Raw genomic sequence first — 20,132 nt, 5'->3', positions numbered from 1 at the left:
ATGAAGGCACTACATGAAACAATCTATTCGCCACCAAAAAATTCTTGATCTCGTTACACAAAAAGGCTACGTCAGTACAGAAGAGCTGGTTAGCCTCTTAGATGTCAGTCCCCCGACTATTCGTCGTGATTTAAATGAGCTGGCTGAGAAAAATTTAATTCGTCGTCATCATGGTGGCGCTGCCTCGCCTTCTACGGCAGAAAACAGTGATTATGAAGATCGGAAAAACTTCTTCTTGAAAGGGAAAAACTGCATTGCTCAGCGAGTTGCCAGCTTAATTCCAAACGGTGCTTCCTTGTTTATTGATATTGGTACCACACCAGAAGCGGTAGCGAAGGCACTCTTAAATCATCAAAAATTACGCATTGTGACCAATAACATTAATGCCGCTTATATCCTAATGCAAAATGAAACCTTTGATATTATTTTGGCGAGTGGTTCATTACGTCAAGACGGGGGGATTATTGGTGAGGCAACCGTTGCCTTTATTTCACAATTCCGTTTAGATTTTGGTATTTTAGGTATCAGTGGTATTGACTTAGATGGCTCACTGTTAGACTACGACTACCATGAAGTACAGGTCAAACGCGCCATTATCGAAAGTTCTCGCCAAACCTTATTAGTGACGGATCACTCAAAATTCTCACGACGTGCCATGGTGCGTTTAGGCTCTATTGCGGACATTGAGCAGGTCTTTACTGATCAAATGCCACCTGAGCCGATCTTAGAAATCTTAAAAGCAAACCACGTCAAATTACATATTTGCCAATAAAAAAAGGGGGACAATGTCCCCCCAAAAGCGCTCTGCATGAGCGCATAGTTCCTATTTGTTCGCATCTAATGCCATAGCTAATAAACTGATTGGATGTAAGCAAGTCACATTGGTTGACATGTCAATTTGCCATTTACAGGTTTCACACTCCGAAACAATATAATCAAAGCCACCTTGATTAATCAGATCGAATAACGGATTACCAATGGCTTGTGCGACATCATAATTTTCTGATTTAAAGCCGTAGGTTCCTGCAATACCACAACATTGTGACGGTAACATAACAATCTCAATCCCCGGAATCTGTTTCAACACCGCCAACGTATACGGTGCCCAGCCGGCTTTTTCCACATGGCACGCAGTATGATACGCAATCCGAAGCGGTAACGTTTTGAACGGGAATTGGCGTCCTTGTTGAATAAGCTGATAAAGATAACGAGTCACAATATGAACATGCGGTCGCACTTTTTGGTTATCCATTCCTAAAATATGATGATATTCATCACGTAGGTTCATGGTACAGCTTGAGGATGTGCCTACGACTTCTAAACCCCGTTCATCAATGGTTTTACCAAGGTATTTAAGGTTAAACTCTGCTTGTTTTTTGGCACGTTGCGGGAAACCATTAACTGATAAAGGTAAACCACAACATTTTTCTTTTTCCAACAACATCACACCAATATCTAACGCATTAAATACCTGAATTAATTCTTTGCCTAATTGTGGGTTGTTATAATTCACATAACAGCCGTGATAATACGCAATTTTGTCTTTATAAAGCTGCTGTTGTTCAGCGGCTTTTTTCAAATACCAGCCTCGGAATGAACCAAAGGAATATTTTGGTAACGTACGATGTTTACTGACATTTAAGGTTTTTTCTAACAAAAAGCGTGTGGCTTTTAAGCCAGTAATGGTGTTGACAATCGGTGCAAATGGGGTGTTCATTTTGCCCATGATATCGGTATGGCTTAATACTGCATCACGCAACTTATGCATCAAAGGCTTATTTTGCCGTTCAAGATTGTTATTTCTGGCACGTACAATTAAATCACCAATTTTTACATCGGACGGACAGGCAACTTCACAGCGTTTACAATTCGTACAATATTTGAGTGCTTCATCATAGAGTTCTGCACTTTTGAGCCGCAAACGTTCGCCATCCGGTCCCGCTTGTTTCGGTCCCGGGTAAACGGGATTTTGACGCGAAACCGGGCAAACTGCCGTGCATGCCGTACATTTAATACAACTCTCAAAGCTCTCATCTATATGATGAACGAGCGGAGCCGACATATCTTGTCTGGCGTTATCAATCAAGCGTTGAAGATTCATTTCTCACCTCCAATCTGTTCTGCCGCCACAAGTGCCGTGACTATCGCAACACCAGAACCACAACCGAGCTCAATCCCATTGAACCCGCCCACAATATTGCCAATGGCATATAAATTTTCAAAAAATTGACCGCTCTTTCTTGCGCGGCAATGCTCATCAATGACAACGCCGGTCTGCTGGTAAGGCTGAGGGGCAGAAAAACGCGAATGCGTCCAAGTCATTCGATCTTGTAAGTTGAAACGATCGTTTTCCACTAAATCTAACGCAAAAATAGGTTCACGAATCTTCTCAAATTCCGCCACAAGACCTTTACTGAAGAAACTGCCACTGGCTAATACAACGTCTTTCGCCTGAATAGGGATCTCTTGGTGTAACTGAGTATAAACCTGTGTCACACGCTGATGATGTACATCCGCTGCGATCACCTTATCTCCGTTCATCATCAAGCCGCCTAACTGTTTAAAATGCTGAGTTAATTGCTTATGCTGACGCATTCCTAATAAAGAAGGTGGTAGGGTTGGGAGCTCAAAAAGTTCAAGCTGCGTAGCCTGTTTAAGTGCGCTAAAAAATTCTTGCGTTTCTAACCCAAAGCACGCGGGCAAAAACACCGCAGATGCACCGTTGACCGCTTCACGAATTTCGCGCACTAAATCACTAAATGCTAATTTATGCTCCAGTAACTGCGCGATATTGACGCTGCGAAACTCCCGTGATTGATGACGAAGATGATCTAATTCTGGAATATTTAAATAACCCGTTGTCACCTCACAATGGGCAAACTGAGCATGTTGTACTAAATTTTCTGCCAACAATTGTGGTTGAAAATCGTGATATCCCTCAATCCCAAGTACCGCAATCTTACGATGTGGAAACATCTCTTCATTTGTCACAATCGGTACACTGTTGGGCGATAACCAGGTTGGACGTAGCCCCCCCAATGGCGTCACCCGAAAGTGATTTTTATCACAGGTGCCCACAAGTCCTAAATTTAAGGTTTGAGCGAGTTGTTCAAACTGACGTGCTTTTTCAATCACTTTATCCTTACCCACTAAGGCATAAGGATGCTGTGCTGCTTGTTGATAAAGTGCTGTATAGTTTTGCTCAAAATGTTGGATTTGACGCCCACTTGGTAACTGCCCCAATAAATCGAGCGATCCAGAGGAAAAATCAATCGCGGCCTGACCATTGTTAATGATCACGCACTGCTTGCCTTGTGTTTGTAACGCGATGCCACATGTTAAACCTGCAAGACCACCGCCAATAATTACGACATCAAAATTCATTGTCATCCGTCCCTTGCTGTGCTTGTTGTTCAAGCGGTTTTACATCATTTAAACCGAGTAAGCTGTAATACACCCATGAGGTAAAATCCGCTTCTCGCATGGCTTCGCCCCATGCAATTGGTTCAATACCACGCCAACGCTCTTCCATAAAAGAGGCAAGCTGTGTGGTTGATTGACGTGGTGTCGCTACCCCAAAACGTGCCATTAAGCCAGCTGCACGACAAGCACACAACTCCGCCTGACAAGTCCCCATGCCCACACGTGTACGGCGGCGTAAATCGACTAAATTATTGACACTCAGTTCATCAACCGCATAACGCACTTCCCCAGCGGTCACTGCCTCACATTCGCACACTAAAGAGCGGTCAAGACGTTCTGAGTGTAATAATCGCGTTGCACGTGAGCCATGTCGATAAACCGCGGAATAGCGAATCGTACTCGGTAATGAAATAACCCGTTTATTCGTTTCTAAACGGCTTTCACTTGAGCCGGGTAAGGGCTGGGTTGCTGTCACACACTCAGCATGTTTATTCAATTTTTTACATACCAAGTCTGTTGCCCATTCAGCCATTAAGCGATAAGTCATCAGTTTTCCACCCGTAATGGTGACAAAGCCTTCCAACCCATCCCGTTCTGCATGATCAAGCAACACAATGCCACGGCTAACGTTACGACCAGAAGGATCGTCATCGGTGGCGACGAGCGGTCGTACTCCGGCATAAGCCCGTAATACACGAGTATGACGTAATGAAGGCGCCAACTTTTCACCTTCGCGGAATAAAATATCCACTTCTTCAGGGGTGACCACCATATTGTCAATTTGATCATAAGGAATACGGCTCGATGTCGTTCCGATCACACAAATGGTATCACCCGGCACCAAAATATCCGCATCAGCAGGCTTACGACAGCGGTTAATCACCATTTTATTAATACGGTGCCCCATCACCAGTAGTGCTCCTTTCGCTGGGAACATACGAATGTTCAAATCTGCATAAGCGGCAATACCTTGTCCCCAAATCCCACTGGCATTGACCACTACTGGGGCAAAAAACTGACGATTAATTTTATATTTATGATCGTAAACGCTCACACCAATGACACGACCGCCTTCTTGAATGAGGTCTTTCACTTCACAGTAGGTAAAAATACGCGCGCCATTTTCCGTTGCATCGAGCATATTGGATGCCGTTAAGCGAAAAGGATCAATAGAGCCGTCTGGTACCACGACCGCACCGACTAAATCAGGATTAACAGAAGGTTCTAAATGTTTCGCAAGATCAGGATCAATCGCAATGGCGTCTATGCCAGCCTGCGTACAGCTTTGGATAAATTGCTTTTGGTAAGACAGATCATCTTCGGGGAGGGTAATAAATAAGCCTTCTGTTTCATCAACACAATGGCGGGCAATACGACGTAAAATTTTATTCTCTTCAATACATTCTTTGGCAGATTCTGGATCGTTTACCGCATATCTCGCGCCACTGTGTAACAAGCCATGATTCCGTCCTGTGGCGCCTGTTGCAATATCCCGCCGTTCTAATAAGACACAGTTCACACCACGCAGCGCGCAATCTCGTGCAATCCCGGCACCGGTGGCACCACCACCAATAATAATCACATCCGTCGTCATCGGGCTTGTATCTGCGGTACTTTTATACATCTGAGGTGATATTGTCATCTTTCCTCTCCCACATAAACAAAAAACAATCAAAAAAACATTACTTCTGCTGTCATTTTAGGCTAAACACGCACAAACAAACAATCATTTGATTGAAAAAGAAAGTTTAATTGTGACAGATATCACAAATTATTTTCTAATCAGTTCAAATAAGCGATGTTTTTTGTGAAATCACTCACAAATTAGCACAATTTCGCTTTTCAGTTTTTTCTTTTCCCTTATTATTTATGCGAGATTCTTGTAAAAAGAACGCAGTATAACAACGTCAAAAATCTTAATTAAACCCTATTGGAGAAGAGTATGATTGGTCCATTTAAACCCGCACCGCATATTGCGGAACTTCCCGCGGATAAAATTGATGCACGCTATCGTTTCTTACGTTGGCAAGTGTTTGCTGGCATCTTTTTTGGTTACGCCGCTTATTATTTCGTCCGTGCAAACTTCGATTTAGCACAAAAAGGCTTGATTGAAGCTGGTATGTATAACAAAGCTGAACTTGGGATTATCGGTACAGGGGCGGGTTTGGCATACGGCTTATCTAAATTCTTTATGGCATCCATTTCCGATCGCTCAAACCCAAAAGTCTTTTTACCTTTCGGTTTGCTCTTATCTGGTTTGTGTATGACGATGATGGGTCTCATGCCATGGGCAACCTCAGGGATTGCCGTGATGTTCATCATGATTTTCTTAAACGGTTGGTTCCAAGGTATGGGTTGGCCACCATGTGGTCGTACAATGGTGCATTGGTGGTCTAAATCTGAACGTGGTTCGATCGTGTCAATTTGGAATACCGCGCATAACTTAGGGGGAATGGTACCAGGGGCGATGGTGTTACTCGCCAGTGCCGTTTACTTCAGCACACATGGTGTTGAAGCGACCGCAAAAGACGTTTGGCAACAAGCTCTTTATTATCCAGGTATTGCAGCCATGATTGCGGCGATTCCAATTTATTTTATGATGAAAGACACACCACAATCTTGTGGTTTACCTCCTATCGAAAAATGGCGTAATGATTACCCAGACGATTACAACGAAAAAACCTATGAGCATGATTTAAGCACAAAAGATATTTTCGTGACTTACGTCTTAAAAAATCGCCTACTTTGGTATATCGCGATTGCTAACGTATTCGTGTATTTAATCCGCTACGGTGTCTTAAAATGGTCGCCAGTGTACCTTGGCGAAGTGAAACACTTCAACATCAAAGGGACTGCTTGGGCGTACACTATTTATGAATTAGCCGCGGTTCCGGGGACTTTATTATGTGGTTGGGTCTCTGATAAAGTGTTCAAAGGTAAACGTGGTTTAACCGGTTTCATTTTCATGATTTTAACCACTGCCGCCGTCGTAGCATTATGGTTAAACCCAGCAACACCAGAAGCTGAATTAGCTAAATATGCAGGTCATGCATGGTATGAAAACCCATATCAGTTAATGGACTTCATTCTCATGACAACCATTGGTTTCTTAATCTACGGTCCTGTGATGCTTATCGGTTTACATGCGCTTGAGCTTGCGCCGAAAAAAGCGGCAGGAACATCTGCAGGTTTCACCGGTTTATTTGGTTACTTAGGTGGTACTGTATCTGCATCAGCCGTAGTGGGTTGGGCTGCCGAATATTATGGTTGGGACGGTGGTTTCTACGTCATGATCGCAGGTGGGGTACTCGCTATCTTATTAATGTTCATCACTATGATTGAAGAAAGTAAACATAAAGCCCGTTTAGAAGATCATTACGGCAAATAAAAAATGAATAAAAAGGAAGAATCACTATTCTTCCTTTTTTTCTTTCTCATCGCATTGCAATGAAATCATTTTACACTTCATTCTGTTTAACACAGCAGTACTGGTGACACAACAGGATGCCTATTCACTCATTCAAAAGGATGCTTCTATGAAACTAAAAACCCTTGTGGCAATATTAGCCCTATCGACCTTAACTGCCTGTTCAAGCTCAAGCATGATGAAAAATGATGATAAATTGATTATTGCACACCGTGGTGCAAGTGGTTACTTACCCGAACATACTCTAGAATCCAAAGCCCTCGCTTTTGGTCAACAAGCTGATTATTTAGAACAAGATCTCGCAATGACGAAAGACAACCGCCTGATTGTAATTCATGATCATTTCTTAGACGGCTTAACTGATGTAGCAAAAAAATTCCCAAATCGAGCGAGAAAAGATGGACGCTATTATGTTGTGGATTTCACCTTAAAAGAAATCCAAAGTTTAGAGATGACAGAAAACTTCAAAGTTGAAAACGGCAAACAAGTACAAGTTTACCCAAACCGTTTCCCCCTTTGGCAATCCCATTTCCGTATTCACACCTTTGAAGATGAAATTGAATTTATTCAAGGTTTAGAAAAATCCACTGGCAAAAAAATTGGTATCTATCCTGAAATCAAAGCCCCTTGGTTACACCATAAAGAAGGAAAAGACATCGCGGCAGAAACCTTAAAAGTGCTGAAAAAATATGGCTATGACACAAAAGACGCGCGGGTTTATTTACAAACCTTCGACTTTAATGAGCTAAAACGGATTAAAACTGAATTGTTGCCAAAAATGGGCATGGATATCAAGTTAGTTCAGTTAGTCGCATACACTGATTGGCATGAAACCGAAGAGAAAAATGCACAAGGTAAATGGGTCAACTATGATTATGACTGGATGTTCAAACCGGGTGCGATGGCGGAAGTCGCCAAATATGCCGATGGTGTAGGACCGGGCTGGTATATGCTCATCGACAACGAAAAATCGAAAGTGGGCAATATCGTTTATACCCCATTAGTCAAAGAACTTGCCAACTACAAGCTAGAATTACATCCTTATACCGTCCGTAAAGATGCGTTACCTGCCTTCTTCACTGATGTGGATCAAATGTACGATGCCCTGTTAAATAAAGCTGGTGCAACAGGCGTCTTCACAGACTTCCCAGATACAGGTGTTGAGTTCTTAAAAAGAAACAAATAATCAAAGAATACGTTGTCTTGATTAAACAAGGAGGTACAAAGAGCGGTCAATTTTCACAATGTTGTTTATTGTCGGAAATGACCGCTTTTCACATGATAAAAACGTTAACCAATCTCATACATTCACATTTATTTTCTACTACAATCCTGTTAGGAGTATCAACATGGATAAATCATTAAAAGCCGCCTGTATTGGCGAATTCTTAGGTACCGCATTACTTATCTTCTTTGGTGTAGGTTGTGTCGCGGCATTAAAAGTCGCGGGAGCAAACTTTGGACAGTGGGAAATCAGTATCATGTGGGGGTTAGGGGTCGCAATCGCGGTTTACGCTTCCGCCGGTCTTTCTGGTGCACATCTCAATCCCGCCGTCACGATCGCGTTATGGCAGTTTGCCTGTTTTGACGGTAAAAAAGTCGTTCCTTACATCTTAGCACAACTTGCAGGCGCCTTCTGTTCCGCTGCTTTAGTGTACTTTTTATACCATAACCTTTTCATTGATGTTGAAATCGCCCAGCAAATGGTACGTGGTACGCCGGAGAGTCTTTCACTCGCCAGCACCTTCTCAACCTACCCCCATCCAAGTATTAGCGTGTTACACGCCTTTATCGTGGAATTTGTGATTACAGCTGTACTCATGGCATTAATTCTAGCCCTTACGGATGATGGTAATGGGTTACCAAGAGGCCCCCTCGCACCATTATTAATTGGCTTTCTCATTGCTATCATTGGCGGTGCGATGGGACCTTTAACTGGCTTTGCCATGAACCCCGCGCGCGATTTGGGACCCAAAGTCTTTGCTTCACTTGCCGGCTGGGGAGAAATCGCCCTGACAGGGGGAAGAGAAATACCTTATATTTTCATCCCGGTTATCGCCCCAATCCTGGGTGGGCTTTTTGGTGGTTGGATTTACACTAAATTCGTCGGCAAAAACTTACCTTGTCATTGCGAATAATTCACGTTCATTTAAACAGAGGAAAAACATGATGACGGATAAAAAATATATCATTGCCCTAGATCAAGGTACAACAAGTTCAAGAGCGGTTCTTCTTGATCACGATGCGAATATTGTTGAAATTGCCCAACGTGAATTTACGCAAATTTATCCACAGGCTGGCTGGGTTGAACATAATCCCATGGAGATTTGGGCAACACAAAGTTCCACCTTAAATGAAGTGGTCGCGAAAGCCGGTATCACTGCTGATCAAATCGCGGCAATTGGGATCACTAATCAGCGTGAAACCACGATTGTATGGGAAAAAGAAACCGGTAAGCCAATTTACAATGCGATTGTGTGGCAATGCCGGCGTACGACTGAGATAACCGATAAACTGAAAGCAGATGGTCACGAAGACTATATACGTCAAACGACAGGCTTAGTGGTAGATCCTTACTTCTCTGGAACCAAAATTAAATGGATTTTGGATAACGTGGAAGGGGCACGGGAGCAAGCAGAACGTGGCGAATTACTCTTTGGTACGGTGGATACTTGGCTAGTATGGAAATTAACTCAAGGGCGTGCACATGTCACCGATTACACTAACGCCTCGCGGACGATGTTATTTAATATTCATACTCTGCAATGGGACGATAACATACTGGCGATTTTAGGTATCCCACGTGCTATGTTGCCTGAGGTGCGTAATTCTTCTGAAATATATGGTCAAACCAATATCGGTGGCAAAGGTGGCGTACGTATTCCTGTAGCCGGTATGGCAGGGGATCAACAAGCGGCCTTATATGGTCATCTTTGTGTTAATGCGGGACAAGCGAAAAACACTTATGGTACCGGTTGTTTCATGTTAATGCATACGGGCGACAAAGCCGTACAATCACAAAATGGCTTATTAACCACCATTGCCTGTAATGCCAAAGGTGAGCCTGCATATGCTCTCGAAGGCTCCATCTTCATGGGCGGGGCATCCATTCAATGGCTACGCGATGAACTCAAAATTGTGCATGATAGCTATGACTCAGAATATTTTGCCACCCGAGTACCTGATTGTAATGGTGTCTATGTGGTACCTGCCTTTACCGGATTAGGTGCCCCTTATTGGGATCCCTATGCGCGCGGTGCCATTTTTGGGCTCTCACGTGGTGCAAATCGCAACCACATTGTGCGCGCTACCTTAGAATCCATTGCATACCAAACTCGCGATGTGCTAGAGGCGATGCAATCTGACTCAGGACAAACACTGCAAGCGCTCCGCGTGGACGGTGGAGCAACGGAAAATAATTTCTTAATGCAGTTCCAAGCGGATATCCTCGCCACCAAAGTAGAAAGACCAAAAGTGAAAGAAGTCACGGCATTAGGCGCCGCCTATCTTGCGGGTCTTGCGACGGGTTTCTGGAAAGATCTCAGTGAATTGCGTGATAAAGCCAGCATCGAGAAAACTTTTGTTCCCGATGGAGATGAAGCCAAACGCACTCGCCGTTATAAAGGCTGGAAAAAAGCAGTCAAACGTGCGCTCGAATGGGAAAAAGAGGAAGAGTAGTACGCCTTAATCGTGAAAAAGTGCGGTCGATATTTTAACAAAATTGACCGCACTTTGTTTATATAGGGTATTAATCTACCAACTCAAACGCAATCACCCAAAAGCAATCCTCTTGTGGATAAATTTCCTTAATCACCTGACGAAGCTCGGGGAGTGTCATATTTTCCTGTTGCGCGTGTGCCTCTGATAACGACTCGAAATGAATCGGGGTCACCGATAACACCTTGATATTGGCAAAAAAGCGATCCGTTTCATTGGTATAAACTGCCAAGATTTGATTTGGCTGAAAAGACGATTCAGATTTATCACGAATGGTGATAGTTTTACGACCCGCCAGAATATCCTGTTCAAAGCGGGTGAAGAAGGTGATTTTGTTTGAATCCATATAATCCCCTTATTTCTTCCAATTCTTCAACGCATCGGCAAAAGCATTACCCATCGCGCTGTTAGCGGTGTTGCGATCACGCCCTTTGGTTGCTGGATTGCTGCGAGGTTTGGCGGATAAAGTGCGGTCGGTTTTCGCCACGTTTTTATCCACCGGCTTTTCCTCTAAACGCATAGTGAGGGCGATGCGTTTACGAGGGACATCAACCTCTAGCACTTTCACTTTGACGATATCGCCGGTTTTCACCACTTGGTGTGGGTCTTCCACGAATTTGTCAGAAAGTGAGGAGATATGCACTAAGCCATCTTGATGCACACCGATATCCACAAAAGCACCAAAGTTGGTCACATTAGTCACGGTACCCTCTAGAATCATCCCCACTTTCAAGTCGTTGATATCTTCTACGCCGTCCATAAAGGTAGCAGTTTTAAATTCACCACGTGGATCACGTCCCGGTTTTTCAAGCTCTTTGAAAATATCCTGTACCGTTGGTAAACCAAATTGGTCATCAATAAATTTTTTCGCATCAAGCTGACGCACGGCGCTGGCATTGCCCATCAAATCGTGGATAGATTGCTCGGTGGCTTGGAGGATTTTTTCCACCACAGGATAGGCTTCAGGGTGTACGCCCGAGGCATCGAGAGGATTTTTCCCTGCTGCAATTCGCATAAAGCCTGCGCATTGCTCAAAGGCTTTTGGTCCTAAACGTGGCACTTTTTTCAGTTGATCTCGGCTGTCGAAACGCCCGTTTTCATCACGGTATGCCACGATATTTTGCGCCAAGGTTTTGGTCATCCCCGCCACACGTGCCAATAATGGCGCAGAGGCTGTGTTTAAATCCACACCCACGGCATTCACACAGTCTTCCACCACCGCATCAAGTTTGCGCGCTAATTGGCTTTGGTTAACATCATGTTGATATTGCCCCACGCCAATGGCTTTCGGTTCGATTTTGACTAATTCGGCTAACGGATCTTGCAAGCGACGTGCAATGGACACTGCACCACGCAAGGACACATCGAGCTCAGGGAATTCCGCTGCCGCTAATTCAGAGGCAGAATACACAGACGCCCCCGCCTCGCTCACTACCACTGTTTGTGGTTTGTTGCCCTCAATGGCTTTAATCATCTCTTTGGCAAAGCGTTCGGTTTCACGAGATGCGGTGCCGTTACCGATTGCAATCAGTTCTACTTGATGTGCTTTAATCAAACGGTAAAGGGTGGTCATTGCATTATCCATTTGTCCAGTGTGTGGATAAATTGTGTCGGTAGAAAGTAATTTCCCCGTGTTATCCACAACCGCAACTTTCACCCCAGTACGCAAGCCCGGGTCCAAGCCCATGGTATTTTTTGCTCCCGCCGGTGCTGCCATTAACAATGCGGTCAGATTGCGAGCAAACACATCAATGGCTTCGTCTTCCGCTTTTTCACGCAAACTTGCCATTAATTCGGTTTCTAAATGTAAGGCGACTTTAATTTTCCACGTCCAAGCGATCACTTGTTCACGCCATTTGTCCGCAGGTTGACCGCTAAAACGCACGCCCAAATGGTCACGGATAATTTCTTCACAATAACTTTGGCGTACGCCTTCTTCTTGCTCTGGATCCGCATTTAAACCTAATTGTAAAACGCCTTCGTTACGACCACGGAACATCGCCAGGGCACGATGTGACGGCACATTTTTCAGTAATTCTTGGTGGTCAAAATAGTCTTGGAATTTTGCCCCTTCTGCTTCTTTGCCTTCCAGAACTTTAGAAAAAATGACCGCACTTTGTTGTAAATAAGCACGCACTTTAGCGAGTAAGGCTGCATCTTCGGCGAAACGCTCCATTAAAATGTATTTTGCCCCGTCTAATGCGGCTTTGCTGTCCGCCACGCCTTTTTCGGCATCAACAAAGGAAAGTGCGGTAGTTTCTGGGTCATTTTCAGGCTGTGACCAAAGTAAATCCGCTAGAGGCTCTAGCCCCGCTTCAATGGCAATTTGTCCTTTGGTGCGGCGTTTTGGTTTGTAGGGGAGATATAAATCTTCTAATTCGGTTTTGCTTTGGACTTGTTGAATTTGGCTTCGTAGCTCGTCAGTTAATTTGCCTTGTTCTTCAATGGATTTCAAAATGGTTTGGCGACGATCTTCTAATTCACGCAAATAAATTAAACGGGTTTCAAAATGGCGCAATTGGGTATCGTCTAACCCCCCCGTTACCTCTTTACGATAACGTGCAATGAACGGAATGGTGTTGCCGTCATCGACTAATTGGATAGCGGCGAGAATTTGTTGCGGTTGAACAGTGAGTTCTGTGGCAATAATTTGGCTGATTTGTTGATTAAGCATAATGTAACACTCAGAAAATAAAAGTAAGAAAAGCGAGCTGCTGCCCGCTTTTAGCATAGGTTATTGTGTGACCTGACAAGCAATCGCTTGTGCCTGATTATCCGTGACTGCACCTATTTGATGGTTATTTTTGTTGACCAAATACAGTGCGCCATTTAAGCAAAATAAATTTTGTTCGCCCGCCATACCAACCCAAGCGGGATTACTCTGATCCAAGGCTTTAAAGGTGGCAACAGCACTCTGGTTGGGCTGTGCATTCAGCGGTTGTAAAGGTTGATCTGTTGCCATTTGCGCTTGGGCTTCTGTTGGTGACAACACTTCACTTAATAAGTAACCCGCTGCGGCCCCCGTCGCAAAGCTAGCTAAACGATTATTTGGGTTGTTTGGTGTATTCGTCGCCGTATTTTGCATATTTTGTTGACCAAAGGTCGCATCAGGTTGCTGGCTTTGTTGTTGGGTTTGCGTTTGTTTCGGTGCTGGCGCAGGTTTTGTCGCAACGGGGCGAGAATACCCACTCGAACGCACTCCACGACTGCCTTTCGCCTCACTGATTGCGCTGAGCGATAAGGCTAAAATTGCCATGAATGCAATGCATTGTTTCATTCAGATTCCTTGTCAAATCGTTACTTATCATAAAAGGGTCATTATACAGAAAAGCGGAAAATAAAAAATAGCCTGCGCACTTACCCCAAAGGCGTCCAATGCGGTAGAATAATCCTATCTTTTTAGATGGGTGGACAGTATGGCAAAATCAAATTACATCACACGTTCTGGCTGGAATGCCTTAGATCAAGAACTCAAATTCTTATGGAAAGATGAACGTCCGAAAGTGACCCAAGCGGTGTCAGATGCCGCGGCGTTAGGCGATCGTAGTGAAAATGCGGAATATATTTATGGCAAACGCCGTTTACGCGAAATCGACCGTCGTGTGCGTTTTTTAACCAAACGCTTAGAAGTCTTGCAAATCGTCGATTATCACCCTAAACAAGAAGGCAAAGTCTTTTTTGGTGCGTGGGTCGCCCTCGAAAATGAAGCGGGAGAAGAAAAACACTACCGTATCGTCGGCTGTGATGAATTTGATCCCGCGAAAAATTGGATCTCGATTGACTCACCGGTGGCACGTGCCTTAATTGGCAAATCTATTGATGATGAGATTAAAGTCGAGACGCCCTCCGGCTTGGTGATACTGTATATCAACCAAATTTGGTACGAAAAATAGAAGAGGCAGAAATCTGCCTCTTTTTTCACTTACTTATTTCTCTTTAGCTTGTGCAAATTTCTGACTAAAGAAATGTGTATGTAACGCAATAGAATCTTTCCAATAAACCCACGAATGTCCGCCCGGTTTCTCAGTGTAATGATGAGGAATATTCAAATCTAATAGTTTTTGGTGTAATGCTCGGTTTGGCTCAATAAAGAAATCATCGACACCGCAGTCAAAAATGATATTGCTCTTGGTAAAAATGAGACCATGAGCGAGATCTTTGATATTGTAATCTTGCCAATTGCTATTCACGACTGCACTAATCCCCCAATTGTTTTTATACTGTTCAATATTCACGCCACCACTCATGCTGCCGATATTGCCAAAGCGATCTTGATTTTTAATCCCAATATACAAGGCACCGAAGCCGCCCATACTCAATCCCGTAATCGCGCGTTGTGTTTTATCTGTGTGAGTCGCGTAGTGTTTATCGACATAATCCACTAATTCTTTTGACACGAAGGTATAATATTTTGACTCTTTTTTCAGTTCGCTATCCACATACCAACTGTCATAATTGCCGTCTGGTGACACATAAATCACATTGTATTGATCTGCTAACTCGCCAAGCCCGGTTTTCTCGGGGTAATTACGATTATTCCCTGACCAACCGTGTAAGGTATAAATGGTGCTATATTTGTTACTGCTTGCATAACCTTCCGGTAACACAATCGTGACGGGAATATTTTTATTCATTGCCTGACTATAGACTTCCACATTTTTTTCACTAAATGCAACCGCAGAAACTGAATAACAAAGCCCTAAACTTAAACTTGAAATGAGTATCCATTTTTTCATAAATACGACCCTCTACTTATTAAAGAATTGACATCCAATAATGAGATACGGCGTACATTCTCAATCATCAATATAGTCCGACAGTAATGGGAAAGCAAACAGTTTAATGATGCGGATTAGAGCAGAAAAGGGAAGTGATCATCAAGTTTAGTCTGATGAGAAGAACAAAGAAAAAGGGAGTAATTACTCCCTTCAGTTGGTTATCTTATTTTTTCGCACCGATAGGTAAAATTTCACGACCGTAAGAGTCAATGAACATTTCTGCAGCGGCTAAATAGAAGGCACAAAGTGCGGTGATTAGCCCTAAATATCCGCCGATATTCACGATACTGTGATTACCAGTTGCATCACCAATGGCTAACGCATAGAAAGTTAAGGTTAAGAAAAAGAAAATCGCTTGTAATGCACGCGGTTTACTAAACGTAGCGAAAAACATCATGAGTGTGAAGGTACCCCAAACGGCTAAATACCAACCGATAAAGGTTGCTGGCGTATTACCTTTGAAGAAGACCGTAAATAGTGCCCATGACCACCAAAATGCACCATAGCTAATAAATGCAGTAAAACCAAAAGTATTGCCTTTTTTATATTCAAACATACCTGCAATCATTTGTGCCGTACCGCCAAAAGCAAACGCCATACCAAGCACTAAACCAATACTTTGTGTATCAAAAAAGCCCCCGTTAATTAAACACAGTAACCAGGTTGTTAACGCGAAACCACATAAACCTAATGGACCCGGATTGGCGTATTTATCTTTTGATGATGGCATAAAAAATTTCCTTAAATGTAAATAAAAATAAGCTGATGAAAAGGGGCGATAGTATCCTCGATCTTTGCCAAGAAAGAAAGGGGGGGAGAGAAAAAATATTGTACAGAAAACAAGCACACCAAAAAAAGTTGATCAAAATCACACTTTGGGCGGATTTTGCCAAATTTACTACTTTTCAGGTAGTTAATTGAATATAATTTTTTCAGTTTAAATAATTTATATTTGGAAAATTAGGAGAAATTATGATGAGTCATACTGCTGAAATTGAAATCAGCCCAGCACAAGCAGAAGTGAATGTACTGGTTGAAAAAGGATTGCTGGCATTAGAAGCATTCCGTCAGCTTAATCAACAGCAAGTGGATTACATTGTGGCAAAAGCCTCAGTAGCTGCTTTAGATCAACATGGGGTGCTTGCTATGCATGCTTATGAAGAAACAGGGCGCGGGGTATTTGAAGATAAAGCCACCAAAAATCTGTTTGCCTGTGAATATGTAGTCAACAATATGCGGAATTTGAAAACCGTGGGGGTGATCAGTGAGGATGATGTCACAGGGATCACCGAAATTGCAGACCCTGTTGGCGTGGTTTGTGGAATTACCCCAACGACCAACCCGACGTCCACCACCATTTTCAAAGCCCTTATCTCACTAAAAACCCGTAACCCCATCGTCTTTGCATTCCATCCTTCCGCACAACAATGTTCTGCTCATGCGGCACGCGTAGTCTATGAGGCAGCCGTTGCAGCGGGGGCGCCAGAACATTGTATTCAATGGATTGAAACCCCGTCGATGGAAGGCACCGCTGCGCTGATGAAACACCCAGGCATTGCTACCATTCTTGCTACGGGCGGCAATGCGATGGTTGAGGCGGCGTATTCTTGTGGTAAACCAGCTCTTGGCGTAGGAGCGGGTAACGTACCTGCTTATGTGGAAAAAAGCGCAAATATCAAACAAGCTACGCATGATATTGTGATGTCAAAAGCCTTTGATAACGGCATGATTTGTGCCTCTGAACAAGCCGCCATTGTCGATAAAGAGGTGTACGATGAATTTGTGGCAGAAATGCAGTCTTATGGTGCTTACTTTGTAAATAAAAAAGAAAAAGCCTTGTTAGAAACATTTCTTTTCGGCGTCAAAGCCAACAGTACAAATTGTGCTAACGCAAAATTAAATGCCGCGGTTGTGGGAAAACCTGCCACATGGATCGCCGAACAAGCGGGCTTCAAAGTGCCAGAAAAAACCAATATTTTGGTGGCAGCCTGTCAAGAAGTGGGCGAAAACGAACCCCTTACCCGTGAAAAACTTTCCCCAGTCCTCGCGATATTAAAATCCACGTCAACAGAACATGGCTTTGCGTTATCTGAAGCCATGGTGAATTTCCATGGTTTAGGACATTCCGCCGCCATTCATACTAAAGAGGCAAGCATTGCCAAAGCCTTTGGCGAACGCGTGAAAGCCATTCGTGTGATCTGGAACTCGCCTGCGACCTTTGGGGGCATTGGCGATGTGTATAATGCCTTCCTCCCGTCACTCACACTCGGTTGTGGTTCCTACGGGAAAAACTCCGTCGGTAACAATGTCAGTGCAGCCAATTTATTAAATATTAAACGTGTGGGAAGACGGAGAAATAACATGCAATGGTTCAAAGTGCCTTCAAAAATCTATTTTGAACGCGATTCAATTCAATATTTACAATCAATGAAAGGCATGGAACGCGTGGTGATTGTCACTGACAGAACCATGGTGGATCTAGGCTTTGTGGAAAAAATTGCTAAACAAATTACCGCGCGTGGTAACCATGTGACCTACCAATTGTTTGCTGATGTAGAACCTGATCCATCTATCGAAACGGTACGCCGTGGCGCAGCATTAATTCGCAACTACCAACCCGATACGATTATTGCGTTAGGTGGTGGATCGGCAATGGATGCGGCAAAAGTCATGTGGTTGTTCTATGAACAACCTGAAGTGGATTTCCGTGATTTAGTCCAAAAATTCATGGATATTCGCAAACGGGCGTTCAAATTCCCACAATTAGGGCGCAAAGCGCGCTTTATCGGCATTCCAACGACTTCAGGCACAGGTTCAGAAGTCACGCCATTTGCGGTCATCACCGAAGGCGATAAAAAATACCCTATCGCTGACTACTCGCTCACCCCAACAGTCGCCATTGTGGATCCGGCTTTTGTGATGAGTGTGCCGGCACATGTCGCTGCGGATACCGGACTAGACGTGTTAACCCATGCCACGGAAGCTTATGTGTCAGTGCTCGCCAACGACTTTACCGACGGTTTAGCCCTACAAGCGATCAAGCTCGTGTTTGAACATTTAGAACGCTCCGTGAAAGACAAAGATCCCGAAGCGCGTGAAAAAATGCACAATGCGTCCACCATGGCAGGGATGGCATTTGCTAACGCCTTCTTGGGCATGAACCACTCCCTTGCACACAAAATTGGCGGGCGTTTCCACACTCCACATGGTCGTACCAATGCGGTCTTAATGCCACATGTGATTCGTTATAACGGCACACGTCCACAAAAAACGGCAACGTGGCCAAAATACAATTACTACAAAGCGGATGTGAAATACCAAGATATCGCGCGTATGCTCGGTTTACCTTGTGCCACACCAGAAGAAGGGGTGAAATCCTTTGCACAAGCGTGCTATGACTTAGCCATTCGCGTGGGTATCAAGATGTCCTTCAAAGAGCAAGGTATTGATGAAAAAGAATGGATGGACGCTCGTCGCCAAGTCGCGTTACTCGCCTTTGAAGACCAATGTTCGCCAGCCAACCCACGTTTACCTGTAGTAAGCGATATGGAGGTGATCTTAACCAATGCCTACTATGGTTATGATGCCAATCAATACTAATTACCTCTTAACCCCGAAGTGCGATCAATACTGAAAACGTTTTGATAGCACGTTCACTCAAGCAATGAAAAAAGGCGCTGTCTTTACAGCGCTTTTATTTGTCCAAACCGCTACTCCACGGGATACCAATGTAATCGAGTAAATACGAGTTGGCAACTTTCACCCTCTTTTGGTCCGGGATCTCGACGCCCTTTCTGCACACGGAGTTCCTGATCACCCACAACAATATTGTAATCAATTACTTCGCCTAAATAAGAACGCCGTTTCACAACGCCTGCTACGCCGCCTTCATTGACAAAATCAATTTCTGACGGGCGCGTGGCTAAAATCGCTTTCCCTTGTTGCACCAGTGCTATTGGAGGCGAAGGTTGAATATGAAAAGTACCATCCAGTCCTGCAAAAGACACCCCTTGGGGAGATAAATTGACCTGTAATTGATTCGATAACCCAATAAAATTAAACACAAATTTATTGCTTGGGTTATTGTACACATTCAATGGCGCATCAATTTGTTCAATGAGCCCTTTCCTCATCACCAAAATCCGATCCGATAATGCCATTGCTTCGGCTTGGTCGTGAGTCACATAAATAATGGAAAAACCAAATTTACGTTGCAGGGCTTTAATTTCAAAGCGCATCTCTTCCCTTAAATGGGGATCTAAACTGGATAACGGCTCGTCAAGTAGCATCACATCTGGATTTAACGCCAAAGCACGTGCTAATGCCACACGCTGTTTTCCCCCGCCGGATAAATCATCTGGGCTTTTTTGTGCAACATTCAGCAAATTAGTGTGTTTTAACGCGTCATTCGTCCGCTTTTCGATTTCCTGTCTTGACACATTTTTCAAGGTGAGAGGAAATGCCACATTGTCATATACCGTCATATGCGGCCAGACCGCAAAAGCCTGAAACACCATCCCAAAATTACGCTTCTCTGGCGGTAAATAGAAATTAGTGATTTTGGAAGAAAGTAAACGATCGCCTACACGAATTTCTCCGCCGTCTAAATCTTCAAATCCTGCGATCATACGTAATGTCGTGGTTTTACCGCAACCAGACGGTCCTAACATAGAAAAACATTCCCCTTTTTCAATACTGAGGCTCAGATCAGGAATGGCAATGACATCGCCGAATTTTTTCATCACATGATTAAGTTGAATATAGCTCATCATTTTCTCCTTAATATT

At 43.8% G+C, this 20,132-nt stretch carries 16 protein-coding genes; 7 read left to right on the top strand and 9 right to left on the bottom strand.

Annotated features, from left to right (window positions below):
- Nucleotides 1–13: 13 nt before the first annotated feature.
- Entirely contained in the window at nucleotides 14–772 is a 759-nt protein-coding gene (locus KPF51_RS10095) for a DeoR/GlpR family transcriptional regulator (RefSeq protein ID WP_005724100.1), read from the top strand.
- A 51-nt stretch (nucleotides 773–823) separates the two neighbouring features.
- Here KPF51_RS10095 and glpC read toward each other — a convergent pair whose 3' ends face one another.
- Genes glpC through glpA form a run of 3 tightly spaced genes read right to left on the bottom strand, consistent with a single transcriptional unit; the run spans nucleotide 824 to nucleotide 5,065 of the window.
- Nucleotides 824–2,101, bottom strand: a complete 1,278-nt coding sequence (gene glpC, locus KPF51_RS10090) for an anaerobic glycerol-3-phosphate dehydrogenase subunit GlpC (RefSeq protein WP_005724102.1) — start codon at nucleotides 2,099–2,101, stop codon at nucleotides 824–826.
- Nucleotides 2,098–3,384, bottom strand: a complete 1,287-nt coding sequence (gene glpB / locus KPF51_RS10085; RefSeq protein ID WP_005724104.1) for a glycerol-3-phosphate dehydrogenase subunit GlpB — start codon at nucleotides 3,382–3,384, stop codon at nucleotides 2,098–2,100. The genes glpC and glpB overlap by 4 nt, the downstream gene beginning before the upstream one ends.
- Complete coding sequence (gene glpA / locus KPF51_RS10080; protein WP_005717979.1) at nucleotides 3,374–5,065, bottom strand: anaerobic glycerol-3-phosphate dehydrogenase subunit A; 1,692 nt, start codon at nucleotides 5,063–5,065, stop codon at nucleotides 3,374–3,376. The genes glpB and glpA overlap by 11 nt, the downstream gene beginning before the upstream one ends.
- 300 nt (nucleotides 5,066–5,365) lie before the next feature.
- Between glpA and glpT the strand changes: the two genes are divergently transcribed.
- From glpT to glpK, 4 genes are all read left to right on the top strand, one after another.
- Nucleotides 5,366–6,811, top strand: coding sequence for a glycerol-3-phosphate transporter (gene glpT / locus KPF51_RS10075; RefSeq protein ID WP_005724105.1), 1,446 nt, complete (start codon nucleotides 5,366–5,368; stop codon nucleotides 6,809–6,811).
- Nucleotides 6,812–6,959: 148 nt separating this feature from the next.
- Nucleotides 6,960–8,036, top strand: coding sequence for a glycerophosphodiester phosphodiesterase (gene glpQ / locus KPF51_RS10070; RefSeq protein ID WP_005724108.1), 1,077 nt, complete (start codon nucleotides 6,960–6,962; stop codon nucleotides 8,034–8,036).
- Nucleotides 8,037–8,199: 163 nt separating this feature from the next.
- The gene (locus KPF51_RS10065) at nucleotides 8,200–8,988 is read left to right on the top strand and encodes an MIP/aquaporin family protein (protein WP_005724110.1); all 789 of its coding nucleotides are present in this window, start codon (nucleotides 8,200–8,202) and stop codon (nucleotides 8,986–8,988) included.
- A 31-nt stretch (nucleotides 8,989–9,019) separates the two neighbouring features.
- Nucleotides 9,020–10,528 carry a glycerol kinase GlpK gene (gene glpK, locus KPF51_RS10060; protein WP_064972579.1) on the top strand — a complete coding sequence of 503 codons (1,509 nt, stop codon included), beginning with the start codon at nucleotides 9,020–9,022 and terminating at the stop codon, nucleotides 10,526–10,528.
- A 70-nt stretch (nucleotides 10,529–10,598) separates the two neighbouring features.
- Here the strand turns inward: glpK and yqfB are convergent, their stop codons facing one another.
- From yqfB to KPF51_RS10045, 3 genes are read right to left on the bottom strand one after another with little or no spacing between them, the layout of a single operon-like run.
- Nucleotides 10,599–10,913, bottom strand: a complete 315-nt coding sequence (gene yqfB, locus KPF51_RS10055) for a N(4)-acetylcytidine aminohydrolase (RefSeq protein WP_005749202.1) — start codon at nucleotides 10,911–10,913, stop codon at nucleotides 10,599–10,601.
- A gap of 9 nt (nucleotides 10,914–10,922) precedes the next feature.
- Nucleotides 10,923–13,241 (bottom strand): Tex family protein, encoded by a 2,319-nt coding sequence (locus tag KPF51_RS10050; protein ID WP_061406436.1) that lies wholly within the window; start codon nucleotides 13,239–13,241, stop codon nucleotides 10,923–10,925.
- Between the two features lie 60 nt (nucleotides 13,242–13,301).
- Nucleotides 13,302–13,844 carry a hypothetical protein gene (locus tag KPF51_RS10045; protein ID WP_211599556.1) on the bottom strand — a complete coding sequence of 181 codons (543 nt, stop codon included), beginning with the start codon at nucleotides 13,842–13,844 and terminating at the stop codon, nucleotides 13,302–13,304.
- Between the two features lie 139 nt (nucleotides 13,845–13,983).
- Between KPF51_RS10045 and greB the strand changes: the two genes are divergently transcribed.
- Complete coding sequence (gene greB, locus KPF51_RS10040; protein WP_005724117.1) at nucleotides 13,984–14,460, top strand: transcription elongation factor GreB; 477 nt, start codon at nucleotides 13,984–13,986, stop codon at nucleotides 14,458–14,460.
- A gap of 33 nt (nucleotides 14,461–14,493) precedes the next feature.
- Here greB and KPF51_RS10035 read toward each other — a convergent pair whose 3' ends face one another.
- Both KPF51_RS10035 and KPF51_RS10030 read right to left on the bottom strand, forming a co-directional pair.
- The gene (locus KPF51_RS10035; protein WP_059246360.1) at nucleotides 14,494–15,303 is read right to left on the bottom strand and encodes an alpha/beta hydrolase family protein; all 810 of its coding nucleotides are present in this window, start codon (nucleotides 15,301–15,303) and stop codon (nucleotides 14,494–14,496) included.
- A 205-nt stretch (nucleotides 15,304–15,508) separates the two neighbouring features.
- On the bottom strand, nucleotides 15,509–16,075 hold the full coding sequence (locus tag KPF51_RS10030) for an acetate uptake transporter family protein (protein ID WP_061406310.1): 567 nt from the start codon (nucleotides 16,073–16,075) through the stop codon (nucleotides 15,509–15,511).
- Nucleotides 16,076–16,320: 245 nt separating this feature from the next.
- Here KPF51_RS10030 and adhE point away from each other — a divergent pair, with 245 nt between their 5' ends.
- Nucleotides 16,321–18,945, top strand: a complete 2,625-nt coding sequence (gene adhE, locus KPF51_RS10025) for a bifunctional acetaldehyde-CoA/alcohol dehydrogenase (RefSeq protein ID WP_005724120.1) — start codon at nucleotides 16,321–16,323, stop codon at nucleotides 18,943–18,945.
- 110 nt (nucleotides 18,946–19,055) lie between these two features.
- Here adhE and KPF51_RS10020 read toward each other — a convergent pair whose 3' ends face one another.
- The gene (locus tag KPF51_RS10020) at nucleotides 19,056–20,114 is read right to left on the bottom strand and encodes an ABC transporter ATP-binding protein (protein ID WP_211599595.1); all 1,059 of its coding nucleotides are present in this window, start codon (nucleotides 20,112–20,114) and stop codon (nucleotides 19,056–19,058) included.
- Nucleotides 20,115–20,132: the final 18 nt, after the last annotated feature.

This window comes from Pasteurella sp. XG20, from assembly GCF_018968665.1.
Taxonomy (GTDB): Bacteria; Pseudomonadota; Gammaproteobacteria; order Enterobacterales; family Pasteurellaceae; genus Pasteurella; species Pasteurella multocida.
The sequence above is the reverse complement of the archived record's forward strand: the minus strand, read 5'-3'. Positions and strand labels throughout refer to the sequence as shown.